Source organism: Bacillus sp. AK031, assembly GCF_053903065.1.
The window spans coordinates 630,830-650,911 of sequence record NZ_CP096424.1 but is presented as its reverse complement, the minus strand read 5'-3'; the positions used below and the strand labels follow the sequence as shown (position 1 = coordinate 650,911).

At 40.4% G+C, this 20,082-nt stretch carries 21 protein-coding genes and 2 tRNA genes; 11 read left to right on the top strand and 12 right to left on the bottom strand.

The window, feature by feature from the left end; genetic code table 11:
* Window positions 1-57: 57 nt before the first annotated feature.
* The gene (locus M1E09_RS03045) at window positions 58-462 is read left to right on the top strand and encodes a VOC family protein (protein ID WP_456273417.1); all 405 of its coding nucleotides are present in this window, start codon (window positions 58-60) and stop codon (window positions 460-462) included.
* A gap of 50 nt (window positions 463-512) precedes the next feature.
* Here the strand turns inward: M1E09_RS03045 and M1E09_RS03040 are convergent, their stop codons facing one another.
* The 4 genes from M1E09_RS03040 to M1E09_RS03025 all read right to left on the bottom strand — a co-directional run bounded on the left by M1E09_RS03040 (window position 513) and on the right by M1E09_RS03025 (window position 3,712).
* On the bottom strand, window positions 513-638 hold the full coding sequence (locus M1E09_RS03040) for a hypothetical protein (RefSeq protein WP_456273416.1): 126 nt from the start codon (window positions 636-638) through the stop codon (window positions 513-515).
* Between the two features lie 12 nt (window positions 639-650).
* Window positions 651-3,074, bottom strand: coding sequence for a heavy metal translocating P-type ATPase (locus M1E09_RS03035; protein ID WP_456273415.1), 2,424 nt, complete (start codon window positions 3,072-3,074; stop codon window positions 651-653).
* 79 nt (window positions 3,075-3,153) lie between these two features.
* Window positions 3,154-3,360: a copper chaperone CopZ gene (copZ, locus tag M1E09_RS03030; RefSeq protein WP_456273414.1), complete on the bottom strand. Its 207-nt coding sequence runs from the start codon at window positions 3,358-3,360 to the stop codon at window positions 3,154-3,156.
* Between the two features lie 13 nt (window positions 3,361-3,373).
* Window positions 3,374-3,712, bottom strand: coding sequence for a metal-sensitive transcriptional regulator (locus tag M1E09_RS03025; RefSeq protein WP_456273413.1), 339 nt, complete (start codon window positions 3,710-3,712; stop codon window positions 3,374-3,376).
* Between the two features lie 407 nt (window positions 3,713-4,119).
* On the opposite strand from M1E09_RS03025, the gene M1E09_RS03020 reads away from it, so the two are divergent.
* A complete protein-coding gene (locus M1E09_RS03020) occupies window positions 4,120-5,145 on the top strand; it encodes a DUF3231 family protein (RefSeq protein WP_456273412.1) in 1,026 nt (341 codons plus the stop codon).
* A gap of 46 nt (window positions 5,146-5,191) precedes the next feature.
* Here M1E09_RS03020 and M1E09_RS03015 read toward each other — a convergent pair whose 3' ends face one another.
* Both M1E09_RS03015 and M1E09_RS03010 read right to left on the bottom strand, forming a co-directional pair.
* Complete coding sequence (locus M1E09_RS03015; protein ID WP_456273411.1) at window positions 5,192-6,097, bottom strand: TIGR03943 family putative permease subunit; 906 nt, start codon at window positions 6,095-6,097, stop codon at window positions 5,192-5,194.
* A gap of 12 nt (window positions 6,098-6,109) precedes the next feature.
* Window positions 6,110-7,120, bottom strand: a complete 1,011-nt coding sequence (locus tag M1E09_RS03010; protein ID WP_456273410.1) for a permease — start codon at window positions 7,118-7,120, stop codon at window positions 6,110-6,112.
* A 161-nt stretch (window positions 7,121-7,281) separates the two neighbouring features.
* On the opposite strand from M1E09_RS03010, the gene M1E09_RS03005 reads away from it, so the two are divergent.
* The 3 genes from M1E09_RS03005 (at window position 7,282) to M1E09_RS02995 (ending at window position 8,751) form a co-directional block, all read left to right on the top strand.
* Window positions 7,282-7,355: transfer RNA gene (locus tag M1E09_RS03005), tRNA-Arg, on the top strand.
* A 359-nt stretch (window positions 7,356-7,714) separates the two neighbouring features.
* Window positions 7,715-8,365, top strand: a complete 651-nt coding sequence (locus M1E09_RS03000) for a hypothetical protein (protein ID WP_456273409.1) — start codon at window positions 7,715-7,717, stop codon at window positions 8,363-8,365.
* Window positions 8,341-8,751 carry a hydrogenase gene (locus tag M1E09_RS02995; RefSeq protein WP_456273408.1) on the top strand — a complete coding sequence of 137 codons (411 nt, stop codon included), beginning with the start codon at window positions 8,341-8,343 and terminating at the stop codon, window positions 8,749-8,751. Before M1E09_RS03000 ends, M1E09_RS02995 begins: the two co-directional genes overlap by 25 nt.
* 444 nt (window positions 8,752-9,195) lie before the next feature.
* Here the strand turns inward: M1E09_RS02995 and M1E09_RS02990 are convergent, their stop codons facing one another.
* From M1E09_RS02990 to M1E09_RS02980, 3 genes are all read right to left on the bottom strand, one after another.
* Window positions 9,196-9,525, bottom strand: a complete 330-nt coding sequence (locus M1E09_RS02990) for a hypothetical protein (RefSeq protein ID WP_456273407.1) — start codon at window positions 9,523-9,525, stop codon at window positions 9,196-9,198.
* A gap of 107 nt (window positions 9,526-9,632) precedes the next feature.
* Window positions 9,633-10,241 (bottom strand): SurA N-terminal domain-containing protein, encoded by a 609-nt coding sequence (locus M1E09_RS02985; RefSeq protein ID WP_456273406.1) that lies wholly within the window; start codon window positions 10,239-10,241, stop codon window positions 9,633-9,635.
* A gap of 11 nt (window positions 10,242-10,252) precedes the next feature.
* Window positions 10,253-10,768: a hypothetical protein gene (locus M1E09_RS02980; RefSeq protein WP_456273405.1), complete on the bottom strand. Its 516-nt coding sequence runs from the start codon at window positions 10,766-10,768 to the stop codon at window positions 10,253-10,255.
* 431 nt (window positions 10,769-11,199) lie between these two features.
* On the opposite strand from M1E09_RS02980, the gene M1E09_RS02975 reads away from it, so the two are divergent.
* The 6 genes from M1E09_RS02975 (at window position 11,200) to M1E09_RS02950 (ending at window position 16,394) form a co-directional block, all read left to right on the top strand.
* Window positions 11,200-11,391 carry a hypothetical protein gene (locus tag M1E09_RS02975; RefSeq protein WP_456273404.1) on the top strand — a complete coding sequence of 64 codons (192 nt, stop codon included), beginning with the start codon at window positions 11,200-11,202 and terminating at the stop codon, window positions 11,389-11,391.
* 426 nt (window positions 11,392-11,817) lie between these two features.
* On the top strand, window positions 11,818-11,997 hold the full coding sequence (locus M1E09_RS02970; RefSeq protein ID WP_456274885.1) for a helix-turn-helix domain-containing protein: 180 nt from the start codon (window positions 11,818-11,820) through the stop codon (window positions 11,995-11,997).
* A 521-nt stretch (window positions 11,998-12,518) separates the two neighbouring features.
* Window positions 12,519-14,204: a methyl-accepting chemotaxis protein gene (locus M1E09_RS02965; RefSeq protein ID WP_456273403.1), complete on the top strand. Its 1,686-nt coding sequence runs from the start codon at window positions 12,519-12,521 to the stop codon at window positions 14,202-14,204.
* 145 nt (window positions 14,205-14,349) lie between these two features.
* Window positions 14,350-14,404, top strand: a tRNA-OTHER gene (locus M1E09_RS02960).
* 161 nt (window positions 14,405-14,565) lie between these two features.
* Window positions 14,566-15,102 carry a DUF6944 family repetitive protein gene (locus M1E09_RS02955; protein ID WP_456273402.1) on the top strand — a complete coding sequence of 179 codons (537 nt, stop codon included), beginning with the start codon at window positions 14,566-14,568 and terminating at the stop codon, window positions 15,100-15,102.
* Window positions 15,103-15,188: 86 nt separating this feature from the next.
* Window positions 15,189-16,394: an MFS transporter gene (locus M1E09_RS02950; protein WP_456273401.1), complete on the top strand. Its 1,206-nt coding sequence runs from the start codon at window positions 15,189-15,191 to the stop codon at window positions 16,392-16,394.
* Window positions 16,395-16,423: 29 nt separating this feature from the next.
* On the opposite strand, the gene M1E09_RS02945 is transcribed toward M1E09_RS02950, so the two are convergent.
* The 3 genes from M1E09_RS02945 to M1E09_RS02935 are packed head-to-tail and all read right to left on the bottom strand — an operon-like array spanning window position 16,424 to window position 20,018.
* A complete protein-coding gene (locus M1E09_RS02945) occupies window positions 16,424-18,106 on the bottom strand; it encodes an acyl-CoA dehydrogenase family protein (RefSeq protein ID WP_456273400.1) in 1,683 nt (560 codons plus the stop codon).
* Entirely contained in the window at window positions 18,103-19,626 is a 1,524-nt protein-coding gene (locus tag M1E09_RS02940; protein ID WP_456273399.1) for a class I adenylate-forming enzyme family protein, read from the bottom strand. The genes M1E09_RS02945 and M1E09_RS02940 overlap by 4 nt, the downstream gene beginning before the upstream one ends.
* Window positions 19,626-20,018, bottom strand: coding sequence for a MerR family transcriptional regulator (locus M1E09_RS02935; protein WP_456273398.1), 393 nt, complete (start codon window positions 20,016-20,018; stop codon window positions 19,626-19,628). Before M1E09_RS02935 ends, M1E09_RS02940 begins: the two co-directional genes overlap by 1 nt.
* Window positions 20,019-20,082: the final 64 nt, after the last annotated feature.

Here is a 20,082-nt window from a genome sequence, read left to right as displayed (position 1 = left end):
ATTTTCCGTTGTTTGTTTATAATAATGTTGAAATCAATTCATGAAGGAGTGTTAGAAATGAAACAAGCTACACCTTATCTTACGTTCAATGGCAAGGCCAAAGAAGCACTAGAGTTCTATAAAGAAATTCTTGAAGGGGAAGTAGCAGGACTGCAGACGTTTGGTGAAGCTGCTTACCCTACACCACCGGAAATTGATGATCAGGTTATGCATGCGCGCTTTGAAAAGGGAGATCTTCTGATTATGGTATCCGACACATTCCCGGGGCATGAGATTCAGACAGGAAACAATATCTCTTTAGTACTGGAATTTGAAAGTGAGGAACAAATCCAGCAGGTTTATGACCGTTTAATTACAAAAGGCAAGGTACATATGGAACTCCAGGACACATTCTGGGGAGCAAAATATGCCAAAGTGGAAGATCCCTACGGTATTATTTGGGATTTGAACTATACAAAGTAAGAATCAAAAAACACACAAGCCGTTTTTGGCTTGTGTGTCCTTTCCAATCATTACTTATGAGCAGGTTCATGAGTCTCAGTACCTTCACTATCCACTTCACTAAATTGCGCATATACCGTATAGCCTGCAGTCACCAATAGTAAGTAGACAACAGCCGAAATAACCCACTTTTTCATAATGCGATCCTCCTACAGTTTGACTCTTTGCAGCCTCAATGCATTTAAAACGACAGAGACTGAACTGAATGCCATGGCTGCACCTGCGAGCCATGGAGCAAGAAGCCCAATAGCCGCAATCGGAATCCCTAACGTATTATAAGCGAACGCCCAAAACAGATTTTGTTTGATATTCCGGATTGTTTTTTTACTCATGAAGATAGCATCTGCGATACTGTTCAGATCTCCCCGGATCAAGGTGATATCGGCTGCTTCCATGGCGACATCTGTCCCGGTGCCAATCGCCATTCCAATATCGGCGATTGCCAAAGCCGGTGCATCATTGATTCCGTCTCCAACCATTGCCACCTTCTTATCCTGGCCTTGCAGCTTTTTCACTTCTTCAGCCTTGCCTTCAGGAAGGACCTCGGCAATCACGTTGTCGATTCCAGCTTCCTTAGCGATCGCTTCGGCCGTCTGGCGGTTATCTCCCGTCATCATGATGACTTCAAGCCCCATATCCTTCAAGCGTTTAACGGCTTGTTTAGAAGTATCTTTAATCGTATCTGCTACTGCAACCAATCCAGCATATTGCCCATCAATACTTACAATCATCGCCGTTTTCCCTTCACGTTCCAATTCATTTTTGATTTGGAGGACTGTTTCTTCAATGGTTATATTTTCTTGGTCCATCAATTTCTCTGTACCAATCAGCACCTTCTGCTCATTTATTATTGCTTCTACACCAAAGCCTGGAATAGCCTCAAACTGGGCATCTGTTTGAATTTCAATTCCCTTTTCCTTGATGCCATCGACAATCGAAACCGCTAAAGGATGCTCTGAAGGACGCTCTGCTGCTCCAACCAGAGCAAGGAATTCAGATTCATCGATCTCCGGTCCAGTCAGGACGTTGGTCAAAACAGGTTTTCCGTTTGTAACTGTCCCTGTTTTGTCTAAGACCACTGTTGTTATGGCATGGGTTGTTTCAAGATGTTCCCCGCCTTTAAACAAGATCCCGAATTCTGCCGAACGCCCGGAACCTGCCATAATCGACGTCGGCGTAGCCAATCCTAAAGCACAAGGACACGCAATTACCAATACCGCTATCAGTTTCTCTAATGCCTCTGCAAATTCTCCTGGCGCGATCCATAGATACCAAATCAGGAAAGTGATGACCGCAAGCCCGACAACAATTGGGACAAATATACCTGAAATGCGGTCAGCCATTCTCTGTATAGGTGCTTTGGACCCTTGAGCTTCTTCTACTACTTTAATAATTTGCGCCAATGCAGTGTCCCTGCCGACTTTGGTTGCCCTAATTTTCAAGAACCCATTCTTATTGATCGTGGAACCGATGACTTCATCTCCTGCCGCCTTATCAACAGGCACGCTTTCACCTGTGAGCATGGATTCATCCAGTGCCGACCTGCCTTCGAGTACCTCTCCATCGACCGGTACCTTCTCTCCAGGCTTGACATATACAATATCCCCTACGGTTACCTCTTCGAGAGGAATTTCCATCTCTTTTCCTTCACGAAAGACAGTAGCCGTTTTCGCCTGAAGTCCCATCAATTTTTTAATTGCTTCAGAGGATCTCCCTTTGGCTTTGGCTTCAAACAATTTACCCAAAATAATAAGGGTAATCAAAATCGCACTGGTTTCAAAGTAAAGTTCTGTCATTCCCTCGTTGGCCCCGATGGATTGAATTGCAAGGAACAGGCTGTAAAAGTAGGCTGCAGAAGTTCCTAAAGCAACCAGTACGTCCATATTTGCACTCTTATTCTTCAATGCTTTATAAGCACCCACATAGAATTGCTTTCCTACTATGAACTGAACGGGTGTAGCAAGAGCCAGCTGAACCCACGGGTTCATAAGCATCTCCGGCAGATAGATGAAAGATGTGAACTCGAAATGGCTGACCATTGCCCACAGTAGCGGCAGGGATAAAATGAGAGAGAAAAGAAACTTTCCTTGCTGCTTTTGTATCTCTCTTTCCCGGTAATCGGCTGTCTCTTCAGGATTCTTCTCAGCTGCCTCTCTTGCGCTGTATCCAAGCTTTTCGACTTTTTTTATCAAATCCGTTGGAGCAACAAGAGATGGGTTGTATTCTACGGTTGCCTTTTCTAAAGCCAGATTGACATTCGCATTGGAGACTCCTTCTGTTTTGTTCAATCCCTTTTCAATCCTAGTGGCACAGGCAGCACACGTCATCCCTGTGATATCAAATTCTGCTTTCTCCATGACAACATCATAGCCGAGATCTTTAATTTTATGCTGAAAATCTTGTGGAGCTGTAACTTTGGGATCGAATTTGACAGACGCTTTCTCTAAAGCAAAGTTGACATTTGCTTCCTTCACACCCTCCATCTTTTTTAATCCTTTTTCAATCCTGGAGGCACACGCAGCACAGGTCATCCCTGTTACTTGATAATTGATATCTGTTATTTTTTCACTCATGGCCCAATCCCCCTTATACCTATATAGGGTATATAATAGTGCAAAAGAAACGCGCCGTTAAGGCACGCTCTAAGGCTGTTTATTGGACATCATAGCCCTGGTCATCAATCGTTTCTTTGATGGTCTCCACTGAAACCTCATCACTGTTATATGCAACATCCACTTTTCCGGAATCCAAGTGGACTTTTACAGACTTAACTCCCTGAAGTTCCCCTACACTGCCTTCAACCGCTTTTACACAGTGGCCGCATGACATGCCGGTTACATTCAATGTGATATTTTTCATTCTCAACATCTCCTTATTTTTTCATTAATTTTTGTATTGTAATCATTACTTCATCCAAAACCTCAGTGTCGCCCTCCTGTATTCTCTCGAGTACACATGTTTTCATATGGCCTTCCAGCAGGATTTTAGCAACACTGTTCATTGCAGATTGTGTGGCTGATATTTGTGTAATGACATCATCACAGTAAGTATCACTTTCAATAAGTCTTTTAATTCCGCGAATCTGCCCCTCAATTCGATTCAGCCTTGTAACAAGGTTGTTTTTCACCTTATCGGAATGATGGCTCTTCCTGTCTTGATCTGATGAGCAACATGAATCGACTTCAAGGAATTCTTCCGGGTTCGATACCATTGCGTCACCTCCCTTACCAAGAGTTTACTATACCCCCCTATCGTATGCAAATAAAAATGTTTCGTGTGTTTTTTGGGGATTTGTTAGTTGCTGTTGTTATTTAGGTTTAACTAGAAACATATTTTTAGTTCAAGACAATCAAGCTTTCGATGAAATATAGAAACTCTGTTGATTGAAGCGGAAGGTGTGCGACCTCCTGCGGGATTAGCGGGACAGGTGAGACCCCGCAGGCGAAGCTGAGGAGGCTCACCGCCCGCCCCGCGGAGTCGCGCACCTGGAGCGGAAATCAGGCAACTCCATTTAAATTGGATTGTAGTTATTATTAGTGAAAAATTTTATTCTATGTACATGTATTTCCCTATTCAACCAATACTAACACAAAACGTCTAATCTTCAGGAGGCCGGTTATGTCAACCCATTCCGATACCAAATTGACCTCAGGTGAGTTAGCGACCTTATGGACAACCTATCAAAATGATACTTCTTCTCTTTGCATCATTGAATATTTTTTAACAAAATGCGAAGACCCTGAAACCAAGGCTCTTCTTCATCTTACTAAAAAGGCTTCTCTGGAACACATTGAGTTCATTAAAGGACTCTATAGGAAAGAACAAATCGCAATCCCGGCCGGATTTTCCCTTGAGGAAGATGTGAATCCGAATGTTCCAAGAATGTATGAAGATACTTTTTTCTTGATGTTCATGAGACAGATGGCCAAAGTCGGCATGATTACATACAGCGGGGCTCTATCTCTTGCGGTCCGGAAAGATATTGTAGAGTTCTTTCAAGGATGTCTGCAATTCACCAGTGACTTGTATAATAAAACCACTGCTGAAGCATTAAGGAAAGGAATTTTAGTAAGGCCTCCGTATATTGCTTACCCTGATAAAACCGAATTTGTAGACAAAAAAAACTATTTTAGTGCCAGCCTGAATCCTTTTACAGAAAAAAGGCCATTAAATGCCATAGAAGTCTCACATCTATTTATGAATACAGAAACCAATTTACTTGGCAGTATGCTGACGACCAGCTTTGCTCAAATGGCAAGTTCCAAAGATGTAAAAGATTTTATGGTGAGAGCACAGGAAGTGGCTCAAAAACATATTAAAACATTCGGCAAAACATTGGTGGACAATGATATGCAAGCGCCGATGTCCTGGGATACCAATGTCCGCAATTCCACCACGCCTGCTTTTTCCGAAAAACTGATGATGTTCATGGTTACATTGATTATGAATGCAGGTATGGGGAATTACGGGATTTCTGCTTCAGCCAGCATGAGGATTGATGTGGGCAGCACTTATTTTAGACTGGCACTGGAAACGGGAAGACTGGCAAAAAGCGGCTTCGATATCATGGTGCAAAACGGCTGGCTGGAAGAGCCGCCACAATCATCGGATCGTAAGAAGCTTGTCCGTAAAAATGAATCATAACCCACTAAAAAACCATCGGAAAGAGCTTCCGATGGTTTTAAATATATTACTCTACCTTAATAAAGAATTCTTCTACGTAAGGATTTTCAGGTGCTTCAATTACTTCAAAAACCGGGTTAGTAATGACCGGCATCAAGTTGCCATGAAAATCGATCTTTTCAATGACTCCACTCACATTCACCCATGTATCAGGTTCTAATGCAGCAAGATCGTCATCTTCGGTCAGCAACCCATATACTCCCGCATCTGCGACACAGCAGGTAACGGTAAAACGGGAAATAACAGCCTGGTTTTCAACAAAACTTTCATCTTTGTAAATAAAGCCGGTCAATTGAATTTCCTTGCCAGCGAAATCATCCAAATTTTCATCGATAATGCTGAGCGTTTGTATGAATTGTTCATCCCTGACAAATACCTTTTCTCTTTCATAAACAATTTCCGTGAGCTTATCAAAATCTGTTTCAAGCGGAAAATCCTCATAGCTTTGAAGTTCAGGTTCATTTGAAGAAAGGGGTTTTCCTTCGCTTTCTTTTCCGCTCTCTTTCATAACCCCTTCCCTCCCTGTTGAAGGCGGGGAAGTGAACATGCTGTTTCCAATATTCACTCCCCTTTTAGCGGCGACCGAACTGTCCAACAGATTGTCAGGGAGCAGAAAGCCCAACACCACCGGAATGATGAAAAGACTGTATACCACTGTGGTCTTCAGGAATCCTTTTGGAAGCTCATGAGCGTCACATCCGCACTGATGAACCTGTTGGGACGAAGAAGTCCCCCTGATAATCTGGATGGCTCCAAGGAAGATAAAAACCCCAAGAGCAAAATACATATAACCATGCATCTTCCCTGCAACAAAATTCCCCATATCAAAGGTCAGGAAAAGCTTGAGGATCAGCAATGCGTATCCAATTAAAATAATTCCTCTTAAATAAGTATGGAACTGAACAGTTTTCACAATAAGGACCTCCTATCCCACTAGTAGCTGAAATGACAAAGCACAAGCATATACCACTACGGTGACAACCACGATAAATAGCAAAACAAAACGTTTTTTGAAGTAAGCCAGCATCAGTAATGTATTTTTAAAGTCAATCATCGGTCCGTAGACTAAAAAGGCGAGCAGCGAACCTGAAGTAAATAAAGTACCGAATGAAGAAGCAACAAACGCATCCGCTTCTGAACATAATGAGACGATGTAAGCAAAACTCATCATGACAGCAGGCCCAAAAATTTCATTTGTTCCGATTGCAGTCAAAATTTCTCTGTCCAAAAATGTCTGAAATAAGGCAGCAATGAAGGCACCGATGATTAAAAACTTACCCATATCGAAGAATTCATCACTTGCATGGACGATCGTTTCCATGATTTTATTTTTTGGTCCATGATCATGATGGTGGTGATGGTGATGCTCTATTTTCTCTTGGCGAAGGGCGTCTTTAGTTCCATAAAGCTTGTAGAGCAGCGCCCCTATAAATAGAGCTGCAATGAACGCAAGTCCCATTCGTCCATAAACGATCGTCAGGTTGTTTTGGAAGGCATAATATGTAGAGGCCAGCACAATCGGATTGAGGATTGGAGCTGTGACCATAATGACAATTGCCAAATGCGCCGGAATTCCCTTTTTGATCAACCTTCTCGCTACCGGTACAATTGCACACTCGCATATAGGCAGCAATGCTCCAACAAAAACGGCAGGCACAAGTGCCAAAAAAGGATGCCGCTTTGGTACCAGCTTCTGCAGCATGTCTTCCGTTACAAAAACTTGGATGACAGCCGACGCAAAGACACCAATCAAGATGAACGGAATGGCTTCAAGCAGTATGCTCAAGAAGATCGTTGTCATATTGGAAAAACCGGAACTCAACATTGCATCCGGCAAGAAACCTGTCAATCTGTCGCCAGCCAGAAACAGACCTATAAAAAGAATAAACAGCAAGATTCCGATCAGGTCCTGGCTCCACATTCGTAAAGTATTCATCCTTTATCTCCTTTTGGGTAATCGTAATAATTACGTTTTATATTATATACTATGCCTGTCCCCTAAATCTATGAATATTTCCATTTGAAATATTTTTTTAATAGTTTTCCGAAGCGAGATCATTGACCTTCGAATTGATAGGCTTTATAATAAGTTCCTGTGTCCCAGTAGCTCAGCTGGATAGAGCAACAGCCTCCTAAGCTGTAGGTCGCAAGTTCGAATCTTGCCTGGGACGTAACCAATAAGGAGCGAGAAACCTTGAAGCAACAAGGTATTCTTGCTCCTTATTTTTTGTCTATCGATTTAAAACACGGGTGATTTTATCTGTTTGGGGTCGGATTGGGGTCGAAATGAAAATTTCGGTGCTTTTCGGTCCAGATTTTCACCTTGATTAAAAGAGTTTAATTTCCCTCGGTTGATAATTAATGAAAGCAGGACATTTGCCGATACAATAATTGAAAAGTAAAATGTTCACAAATATCTTCTGAAATCGTCTTTCCAAAAACAAGGAATTTTGTTATGGTTTATAGAAGTTAAACTTACTATTATACAAAAATAAAAGATTATATGTAAGTACTTGGGGGAAAACATAAAATGAATAATCTTGAAAAGGTAATGTATTATTTCATAAAGAACTTTCCACAAAAATTAGGTAGAACAATGCTAATAAAAGCTGTTTACCTTCTTGATTGTGAATGGCATAAATCTTACGGTGAATCATATAGTGGTCTTAGATATAAGCGAGACTACAACGGCCCATTTGACACTGACTTTTATGAGGCTAAAAACCACTTGTGTCAGCTTGGTTTAATTGATGAAACCGGTTACACACATTCTGGAGGATATGGTTTTGAGTTCTCATTATTAGAAGAAGACGAACAGATTGAGTCAGAGATTAATTCTATCGCTCTAGGTATCGCTGACGAAATTGTGGAAAGACTATCAAATAAAGACCTGAAGAGTTTTCTTGATTTAGCATATTGTACTAAACCTATGCTAGAAGTTCTGCAACTTGAAGAAGAAAATTCGAAAAATTATGGGAGGGTTCTTGATATGTCTAAAAACAAAGAAGAAGCCAGTCCTTTATTCGACTTTAGTGAAATTAGGGATATTGCAAAGAAACTTGACTTAAGCAATCGCGGATCAGATGAAGAATATAATCGAACAATCACTGACGAAATTAATGATCTAGCAATATTTAGGGAAAGGGTAGAAAAAGTATGCCAGCAAGTAGAAGGGGAATAAACGCTAAAGATGATAGGGAGTTTCACTTCGGGGAAATTTACAAAGTAAAAGACGAACTTGTAAACTTCCCTGAAAGCCAAATTGTAAATAGAACATATCACCATAAAAGAATGATCGTTATCACCCAACATTGTAGTGCTAACTTAGATAAAAACGTTTGGACCCTAAATGCTGCTCCTCTCTCAACAGCGGTTAATATGAAAAGAGACACAGACTTAGAGATCGAACCAGATACCGGTAATTTCATCAAGAAGGATTCCTTAATACGATTGGCATCCTCTCAACCATTTCTAAAAATTGATTTAGAAGGACCAGTTGGTAAACTTACAACCGATCAACAAAAAATGTTATCTGCCCTCCAATTGAAATTAGCAGGAGTTTTATAGAATCATATACATTGCAAAGCCCTCTCGACTGAGAGGGCTTTTTTTCATACAGCGTTCCCCACTTGCTTCAACACATTAAGAATGAGTGGAGACACTTGTATTAGCACATAACCAAGCCCGGCATTCTGAATCGATGACCCAGCCTTTTCAGAATTACCTAACATAAAGAAGAAACAGGCACCTACAATAATGACAGATGCCACTGGGAAGCTGAGGGCAACCAATATATATAGAATAGGATCCAGAAAAATAGTTATAGAGTTTTTATGTGCAGAATGTTTCTACACTATTCTATTTTTATTTGTTATCACATCTATATTTCCACAATGATAAATTTAGTGATCTTTGAAGATGCTTTTAAAAGCCAAGTTAAAGAAGGAACATCAGTTTAGTCTGAATGTTCCTTCTTTTATTTTAATATGTTATTGGATAGAGAATCCCTCACTACTTGCTTTTTTCTGTTATCTCCCTATTCTCATGATATTCTTTCATAGCTTTTTTAAGATTATGATCATAATATGGTGTATTACGAAACCCTCCATCATATAACATTATAAAATCATTTTCAACCCCAGTGTAATCCACATTAAAATGCTCCTCTGTGTGCATATCTTTAATAAGAGATAGCTTTTTTTCATCAGATAACACTTGCCAGTGTTTTACAAGCAACTCATCATCCCTAAGTTCCTTTGCCTCTTTCTCAAGTGAATTGCCACAGCCCGCCAGATTAAAAGATAATAATAATATTATTATTACTAAAAAAGATTTGTTCATGGGTCCTCCTTAAATATTTGAAAGTGTTTTCTTATTATAACATTATCTGTTTAAATAAAATCATTGAACAAGAGAAAAGCCTCCAATCGAAGGCTTTTCTCTTAAATTTACTTTATTTTGTTTTTTTCTTTAACTTTTTTTATTTTTTCTTTATTTTTCACTTTGAATTCTTTTACAGTTTTCTCCCCTTCCTCTTTCCATTTTTTAATTTTATCTGCAGGATTTTCATAATCCTTAGTTACATCTTCGAACAATTTGTTTTCTAACAGTTTTCCGTAAAATGCTTCCCGTGCATACTCTGAATAATATTCTCTTACTGTAATTCCCATTCCCTCAATTTGGGCATAAACCTCATCCCGTCTTTCACTTTCTTCAAGTGTTTTTATATTAAACTCAATTAAGGAATTTATCTCTTCTTCATCAACAGTAAAGCCTTTGCTCTTAGCTTTTTCTTCTAAAGCTTTTTCGGTTATTAACTCATTAAGTGCTCTATTCTTTGCGGCTTGTTCTGAGAGTTTTTCTTCTTCAAGATGCATATAGTAGTAAGCCCTTCTATCAATATCTCTTTTAGAGATGATATTTGAATCTTTTGGCTGAGCATTTAAAGACTTTACATAACGCCCATAATTCCAATTTTCATTATTTGACTTTTCTGCAGCTATTAAAAAAGTTGATGAGAAACAAACTACTAGCATAACAATTATTAACTTTTTCACTTATACTCCTCCTAATAATCCCAGTTAAACCAATGAGATCTATTGAAACCACTACTAAACATTATGTCCGCTTGATGTCTCCCCGTATAACTTGAGTTCACATAAACAGTTTGAGAATTAGACATAAAATAATTTAATTTTTTTGCATCACCAATAGCATTAGTGATTGGTGTTTTCAGGTTGTAACTAAATTTTTCGCCGTTACTAGAATAATGCTGACTCTGCCAAAGAGCGGCTATATCACTATATCTTAAAAATTGATTGCTTCCAATTGAGACAGATGATTCTTTTCCACTTATTTTCCAACTCGTACCACTCAATTTATTAAGATTTTCACTGTACACCATAGAAATACTGTAGTTAACTTGAACGTCTCTTACAAAAACAGAATTAGCACCATTCCCCTTATAAGTGAACCAAGTGGCTTCAGCTTTTTTTGGAGAATATATTGAAAAACTTATTAAAATCAACGAAAAAACTACAAGTATAGATAGAATTTTTGATTTACTTCCATTCTTATTTATCATATTAGTTCCCTTCTAATGCTTTTTTGAAAAGACAGAGGACTTTTCATCATTTTTAGTGCTTTATTGGGGCGCCCTTAGTAAATAAGTATATATAAATTGCCATTTACTTCAAACCACCTATATAAACACCATCGTCAAATAACCATAACTAGTAAATTTCCCTGATTATAACTGACTAATTCTGAATTAATATTCTTCTAAGCATAATAATTAAGATTAATCGCATCTAAATTTTTTACCCGCGACTATACCTTAAAAAATTATAAATAATTAATTAAATTATCTGTTAAATTTCAAATCAGAGACTGGTTATCGTGTACTAAAATGCGTAATATTATTCAATGTATTTTTGGAATAATACTAACGAAGGAGGCTACGGCCTACAAAATAATTGGGATGTTTGGCTGCCCTTTAAGAAAGGAGTGTAATCGTTGATCGAAGATTACTTTTCATTAAAAGCCCAGCTGGCAGAAATAAAATTGAAACTGTGCCGAGTCGGATTAACTGTGTTTGATGAACCAACCCCCAGAAAAGAGATAGCTGAAGAATTAGTGTGGATATTAAAGCTACTAGATGACCTCGAAGAAACTTTAAGTGAAAATCCCCCATTTTATAAGGAATGAGGGATTTTTGCGGAGATAGTCTCATTTAAACCTTTTTTCGCTCCACTTATAAAAGTTTTTCCCCTCATCAAATTATTCCTAAAAGAATATTACATTGTTTATTGATGATATAAAATATAGGTATAAAAGAGTATAATCGCAGAGGAGTGACTAGTTAGATTGTGCGAGTACATTTGACGTTTAGGTTAAAAATTGGGGAAAAAGTAGTAAAGAGAAGTGGCATCTTTAAAATTAACCCCGACTTATTTATAGTTAGTCCTGATAGACAGGTTGTAACAATAGCTAAAGGCTGGTTAAAGTCAATAAGGATAGAGACTGACAAACCCGTTGTTTTAATCAAAGCAATTTATAATGGAAATCATGAGATAACAAATCTAATGAGGGAGAGGAATTAGATTGACTAACACAGTTGGACACAACTTGAGGATGTTAAGGTTTAAAAATAACATTACCCAGAGGCAAATAGCCGAAGCCACGGGCATTAGTGTTAACTCTATAGTTAGGTATGAGAATAATCAACGGATTCCCAACAAAGAGGTTATATGCAAGCTTGCGGAATTTTATAAAGTTGATGTAGGAAAAATTTTATTAGACGGAAAAGATTAAGCCCCCACTCCATGAGGAATGAGGGCTTTTTGTTATCCTCTCATCTTTTTGAGAAGAGTTAGATTCTGTTCTGCAGAACCAGTATATCCTTTAATGCCGTATTTCTTAGCAAGCCGTACCCTATTACTATACCTTGCATCTTCCCCGATTGAATTCAGGTAATCAACTATGCTGTTACCTTTGTAGATTGACTTAGGAGCTGCAGATTGCTTAGATTCCCCCACCATTTGCTACCTAAAGAACTACCAGTTATAACAAAATGTACTTACAGAGTTTATTTCCTTGTATTTTAATTGGTCCTAACTTTCTTACTACCTCTATACTTTAATAATATCTCTCTTTCAAAAATAATAAATAATAAGCCCTAAAATCATGTCTAAATTTGTCGATATAAATCACAAGCATACAAGTTGACTTTTACAAAAAATCTATCCAATCCGAAAGAGAAGCATTTAAAACGGTTCAAGATTTATGTGAATTTCTATTACAACATATTTATTATGCAGAAAGGGAAATTATTGATGAAAATTAAGACAAAGCTTTTGGTTATTATCTCTATTTTAATTTTTTCATTATTACTAATTGGTGGCTTATCCATTTTCGTTATCTCCTCTACTACTGAAAAGAATGAGGTTTTAAAGGATAAAATGGAGTTTCAAAATAAAATAGAGCATATTCAGTACCGGCTAGCAGGCTTATCAAATGACGAACGAGGTTATATCATCACTGGCGATAAGAATTTTACAGAGGGAATGAAAGAGAAATCTGACGATATCTTTACTTCTTTTGAGCATTTAAACTCACTCATCCATAATCAGGATTATGTTGCAAATGTTAATGATATTCAGGAAAATTTCAAAGAGTTTTGGAATATGAACCAGGAAGTAGTACGTCAGTTTGCTATAAATCCTGATCAAGCAAAATCTCTCCACTTCGGTGAGGAAAGAACACTTAGAAAAGAAGTATTAGATCCATCTGTAAACGAGTTAGTCAAGCAATTAGATAAGGACGTAGAAGAATTAAAATCAGACATCAACACATTTGCATATATAAGTGAATGGTTAATCGTCGCTATAACAGTTATCACCATCATCTTAGGTGTTGTATTAAGTGTTCTCCTTCTTAAATCAATATTAGTACCTCTAAGAAGCTTAAATAGACAACTGAATGATATTGCACAAGGAGATGCAGACCTAACTCAAAAAGTGGCTGTTAATAGTAAAGATGAGTTTGGTCAACTTGCTACATCATTTAATACTTTTGTTCATTCTCTAGCAAACATTGTGAAGCAGATTAGTAGTTCATCCGAACAGGTAGCTGCCTCTTCAGAAGAATTATCTGCAAGTGCTGAACAGTCAAAAGCTACATCGGACCAAATATCACAATCAATGAGAGAAATTGCGTTAACGAGTACAAATCAAAGCATTACGACAGAACAGAGCTCTGGATCGATTTCAGAAATACTCGATAGTCTTTCTGGTGTAGCAGAGAATACTAGCCACATCGCAGAGAGTTCATCTCTTATGAGAGATAAGGCTGAAGCGGGTGCCTCGTCATTAAATAAGACCTCAGATCAAATGATCTTAATTAATCAATCTGTCCAAGAAGCAGGGAAGGGATTGGAGTCATTAGTTAAAAGCACAACTGAGATAAGTGATTTTACCACTCTTATCTCTTCCATTTCGGAACAAACTAATCTTCTTGCATTAAACGCAGCTATTGAAGCTGCAAGAGCTGGAGAACATGGTAAAGGCTTTGCTGTTGTAGCAGAAGAAGTTAGAAAGCTGGCTGATGAAACAAACAAATCTGCCAGTCACATTAAGCTTCTAGTCTCAACAATTGAAACTGATTCAGAAGATACCGCACATAATATTAAAAATGTACAAAAAAATGTTGATTCTGGAACAAATTTAGTGTTTGAAACTAATGAACAGTTTCACGAAATATTAAGCTTGGTAGGACAAGTAACTTCCCAAATCCAAGAGGTAGCTGCTGCAACTCAACAATTAACTGCAGGAGTTGAAGTTATTCAACAAACTCTTTCAACTCTTGAAGCAGGAGCGAAAGAAACATCTTCCAGCTCTGAAGAAGTTGCTTCAGCAACAAAGGAACAATTAGGCTCAATGGAAGAGATATCTAATGCAGCTTTTTCTCTTTCTCATTTGGCCGAGGATTTACAAAGAATTGTAAATCGTTTTAAGTATTAAAAAGCAGAAAAGCTATTCCTGTTTTTGGGGTCGGATTGGGGTCGAAGTTCAACCCCAACGCTCAAAAACCAACCAAATTAATCATAATAGCAATCTAAAAATGTTAATTTAACAAGGTTTTATCCATCTTTAACAGGATGGTTCAAACCCAGTACGACCGCCTCCTAAGCTGTAGGTCGCAAGTTCGAATCTTGCCTGGGACGTTATCAAAAAGGAGCAAGGAACCTTGTTATAACAAGGATTTCTTGCTCCTTTTTCTTGTATACTCCCCTTTCCTTTCTTAGTATTATGAAATCTTAAGTACCGGAACAATCCCTTATCTCATAAACTATACTACTAACCGTGAACGCGGGTGTATTGAATGGATAATGAATTCAAGGCTTTTACAGGGGCGTGGATCCAAGCGATAGGCACTGTCCTGTCAGCAATAAGCAGCACCCCCATTAAGAGGATCAATGAGGAGCAGGCTGATGACCTTGATTTGATTGGGAACCTTCTGCAAGGTACCGGGAATGCACTGGCTGCAGACAGTGAATCCACACCAAGCTTATCAAAGACAGGAAATGAAATTCAGGCGATCGGGAATTCCATTGAAGTGGCATCATACATCCTGGCCGAGGGCACCGACCAGGACGTACTGCAGATAAAAGGAAACCTGTTCCAGGCAGTCGGCGGCGCTATGGCGTTTGCTGATAATGTAGATTCCGAACCTTCAACAAAAGTGTTGTACTCTTTGTATGGCAATTTACTGCAGGTCATCGGGAATTCAATGCAATCCATTGCCGGGATATTGGAACTGCAAGGACAATACCGGCAAAGACTGAACACAGCAGGAAACTGGATTCAGGCGATTGGCGCCATTTTAACGGCACTTAGTGAGTGTGAAGATGGAAATTAAATATTTCAAAAAATGATACCCTGACCTTCAGAGCTGTAGTATATTTAGAGAAGCGAAATATACTACACTCTGTGAGGTCTTCTTTTATGTGGAAAAATAAAAATGTTTGGATCATTTTGATTGGGGAATTTGTTGCCGGCCTCGGCTTATGGCTGGGGATCATAGGAAACCTGGAGTTCATGCAGGAAAAAGTACCTTCCGATTTTATGAAGTCGGTTATTCTGGCAATCGGCTTGCTTGCCGGATTGCTGCTTGGACCTCTCGCCGGAAGGGTTACCGACCAAGTCAATAAAAAAACAGTGATGCTCGCCTCAGGATTCGGCCGTGCAGTCAGTGTTATCTTTATGTTTCTGGCGATTTCAACAGGATCGGTTATGTGGATGGTCGTTTTCATGATCTGTATCCAGGTCTCTGCAGCCTTTTATTTTCCTGCTTTGCAGGCTGCCATTCCGATGGTCGCCAAGGAAAAAGATTTACTGCAGCTGAACGGCGTCCACATGAATGTGGCTACATTATCCAGAATCCTGGGTACAGCGCTCGCCGGGATCCTGCTTGTAGTCATGTCTTTGTTCATGCTCTATTTCCTTTCGCTCGTTGCCTATCTCATCTTATTTGTGATGACGATGTTCCTGCAATTGGATGAGACTTCAGACAAGTCTGCAGCAACAGCAAAGAAACATGCTGGAGGAGGCTTCAAAGAAGTATTCCCTATCATTAAGGGACTGCCGATCGTTCTGATGACTTTGGTCATGACGCTGATACCGCTTTTGTTCATCGGCGGCTTCAACCTGATGGTCATTAATATCAGTGAACTGCAGGACAGTTCGGCTATCAAGGGATGGATTTATACAGCTGAAGGAATTGCCTTTATGGCAGGCGCATTCTTTGTTAAGCAGATCAGCGGCACCCGATCACCTTACACGATATTATTCTCGTTCTCTTTTGTGATCGGAATTGCACAGATGCTGTTATTCTTTGCTGACCAGGCCGTTATGTCAGTGTTTGCTTTTGCTGTATTCGGTTTTGCTGTCGGATGTTTCTTCCCTACAGCTGCGACGATTTTTCAAACTCGGATCCCTAAAGAGTTTCACGGACGATTCTTTTCTTTCAGGAACATGCTGGACAGGTTGATATTCCAGATTGTGCTTCTGGTTACCGGGTTGTTTCTCGATTTGATGGGACTGCAAAAGATGACCTTGCTTTTTGGAGTCGTTTCTTTGATTGCAACAGGCGTCTTCTACTTAAGATACCGCCAGTTGAAGCTGACTGTTCTGGCTGAGAAAGCAAGTTAAAACCCACGCCCTCGAGCGTGGGTTTTTCACTATTTCATCGAAACGGTCTGCTGGCCGCACACTAAATCAAAATACGCTACTGCCTTCATCTCTTTATCCATCAATCTCTTATTCCATGTTTTTCCGATAAACAGGTCTGCCTTGGCCCGTTCCCGTTCACCGCCGGACTCAGCTTCTTCCAATGCGATAAAACTCTCATAAATGGCTGTCATCCGGTCTCCAATTTTCTTGGCATGGAAGGTCTGGATGTCCTCAGCTGCCCCTGCAACATAGTCCGTTAGTTCTACAAGTTCCTGCAATCCTTCGCTGACAGGCTCTTTCAAGGAGCTGAGTGAAGCAGGCAGTCTTGCGAGTTTTTCCTTCAAATCCTCAATGAAAAGGGTGTGCGCACTGTGTTTCTTCATCAAACGAAGGATTTCAAGCCCGAGAATATTCGCCGTCCCTTCCCAAACCGTCAGCACCTGCGCATCGCGGAGAAGACGCGGCAACACAAAATCCTCTATGAAGCCATTCCCGCCATGCAGTTCGATTGCCTCATGGGAAAAGTGGATAGCTTGCTCAGCTGTTTCCTTCTTTAACAAGGCAATCAGCAGTCTGTTCAGCACCATTTCCTTTTCTGAAACAGGGTGTTGATGTGACATCACTTTATCAAACAGTTCCACAAGCGAGAATACTGCACTGGTCTCGATCTCCTGCTTTACTGCCAGATGCGCCAGCGTTTCCTTGACCATCGGATACTCTGCAAGCTTCTTCCCGAATGCTTCCCTGTAAAAAGCATAATTCTTCGCTTCCATGTAGGCGCGTCTCATGATCCCGATGGAAGCAATGGCGTTGCAGACCCTTGATAGATTCAGAGCCTCCATCATATAGTGGATGCCTTTTGAAGGTTCGCCGACTAAATAGGCAGCCGCACCCTCGAATTCCACCTCTGCTGATGGTACTGCACGGACACCAAGCTTATCCTTCAGCCTCCGGACTTTAATGCCGTTCAGCTTTCCGTCCTCTCTTCTCCATGGAACTGCGAACAGGCTCAATCCTCTGGTGCCGGGCTGTGTCCCTTCAATTCGGGCGAGAACCATCGCCACTCCGCACATACCTGAATTGGAAGCAAAGTACTTTTCTCCGTATAGCCGGTAGCCGTCTTCTGTTTTCACCGCTTTCGTATCATTGGCTCCGACATCAGATCCTCCCTGTCTCTCTGTTAAAAACGTCGCCCCTTCGTATAGTTCGACTTCTCCAGTTGAAAGGACATGGGGAAGGAAACGTTCTTTGATCTCATCACTGGCATAGTGCTCCAAGAGATAAGCTGTCGCCATCGTCAAGGTAACGGGACAGTAAAACCCCGGTTCCGACTGTGACAGCAGGTATCCCTGGGCATACGAATACAGGTAGTTACCTTTTTGCCCGAGCTCGGGTATTTTTTTATGGATATAACCGACAATCCCTGTGTTGTAAGTATCTTTAACTGTTTGTTTGTATCCTTCGTTCACCCATATCTCGGATACATCCTCTCCAAAACGGTCATACTTGATCAATCGCGGCTGTCCTTCACGATCGGTATGCACAGCCCGTTCATCGATTTCTCCCGCACACATCCTTCCAAACTCAGTCAGTTCATTATGGGCCCACTTCCCCATATTTTCATCCAGATACTTTTTCAACAGGTTGATAAAATGTGGATCTTCAAGGTAGAAATTCTCGATTGTTTTCATCGTATAACCTCGCTTTTATTCTCTTCCCGCAGAACCTGCTTAAGGATTTTACCTGTCGCATTGCGTGGAAGTTCTGCTACCTGCGCATAGAGTTTAGGAATTTTATAGCCTGCCAGTTTACCGGTTAAATAGTCTTGGCAGGTTTGCTTAACATCTTTCAGCTCTTCTGAAGCGACGATATATGCCTTTACGGTTTCTCCCCATTCAGGATGAGGGACACCAATGACTGCCGCTTCAGAGATTTTTGGATGAGAAGTTAAACTTTCTTCGACTTCTTTTGGATAAATATTCACACCGCCGGAAATGATCATGTCTTTTTTCCGGTCCACTACCCAGACATATCCTTCTTCATCCACTTTGGCGAGATCACCGGTTTTAAGCCAGCCTTCATGGAATGCTTCTGCCGTTCTTTCCGGGTCTTTGTAATACCCTTTCATATTGCCCTCACCGAAGACCAGGATTTCACCCACTTCACCCGGCTTTGTTGAATTCCCGTCTTCATCGACAATCCTGATTTCCGTTCCCAATGCAGCTCTGCGGCCAATACTGCCGGCGTGCTTATCGTGCTCATTTGCAAGCAGGAGTGTACCGCTTGGCCCTGCCTCCGTCAATCCATATACACAGCATAGACGGTCTGTTTTAAATTTCTCTTTAACAAAAGCAACTTCTGGTTGTGACAGTGGTGCACCGCCATAGACCCAATAGTTCATGGAAGAAAGGTTATAGGAGCCGATGTTTGGCATTTTGCCCGTAAACAAGTAAGCAACAGGCGCTCCAAAGAAGTGAGTCACCTTTTCTTTATCAACCAGGTTCAGTAACGCTTCCGGCGTAAAAGTCGGGGACAGTATATGCGTTGCTCCTACATATGTACCGGCTACAAGGAATAAATGAAGGGGTGCCGAATGACTTAGAGGCATCATATGAAGGATACGGCTTTCAGGCTTCATCTCCATTTCAACACACATCATGATGGCTGTGCTCAGAATATTGCGGTAAGTAAACAAGACGCCTTTCGGTTTGCCTGTGGTCCCAGAGGTGTATAGTATCGTTGCTTCATCATCCTCTTGCAATCCGCAAGGGATTTTTTCCCCAGACCCGCTTCCCAACACGTGCGTGAAGCTTTTCCAAGAGTCCTGTCCCTCACCTGTTTTGATCAATAAAAGCCCTTCCAGGTCAATGGATGCTAAAGTATCAAAAAGTACTTCATGGACAAGCAGCGCTTTCGCATCACTATGCTGAAGAATATACTGCACTTCTTCACCAGTAAGCTTGGCATTCACCGGCACTATGATCGCCCCGAGCCTCAGCACAGCAAAGTAGGAGATGATGAACTCATGGGTATTCGGCATAAACAAGACCACTTTATCCCCTTTGTCGATTCCCTGCTGACTTAAAGCCGATGCAAACTTATTGACCTGCTGATCCAACTCGTGGTAGTTCACACGGCTGCTCTCTGAAACGACTGCTTCTTGAAACGGATACTTACGGGCATTTCTTTCAAGTAAATTGGATATATTCATTATTCATCGCTCCCTAAATAGTCAAGTCTTCTTACAAAATCGTCTCGCAGCTTTTCCAAATCGCTCTTCATCTTCTCCAGTTCTTCTATCCGGTCACTCACCTCCTCAATTTTCTGGTTGCCATATTCTATGGTTCTTTCCAACTGTGCCTTTCCAGTACGGTCCCGGTCGAATAGATGAATCATTTCCTTGATTTCATCCAAGGAAAAGCCAAACCGCTTCCCTCGCACAATCAGCTTCAAACGGGCATATTCCTTTTTCGAATACACCCTTCTCCCATTTTCTTCACGGTCCGGTTTTAAGAGCTTTAGTTCCTCATAATACCGTATGGACCTTGTTGTTAAATTAAACTCTTGTGCAAGCTGTGAAATAGTGTAGGCCATCCTCATCATCCTGTATCTGAATTTTTAGATAATTATATTTTAACATTGACGTTAACGTTAAGTTCAACTGTTT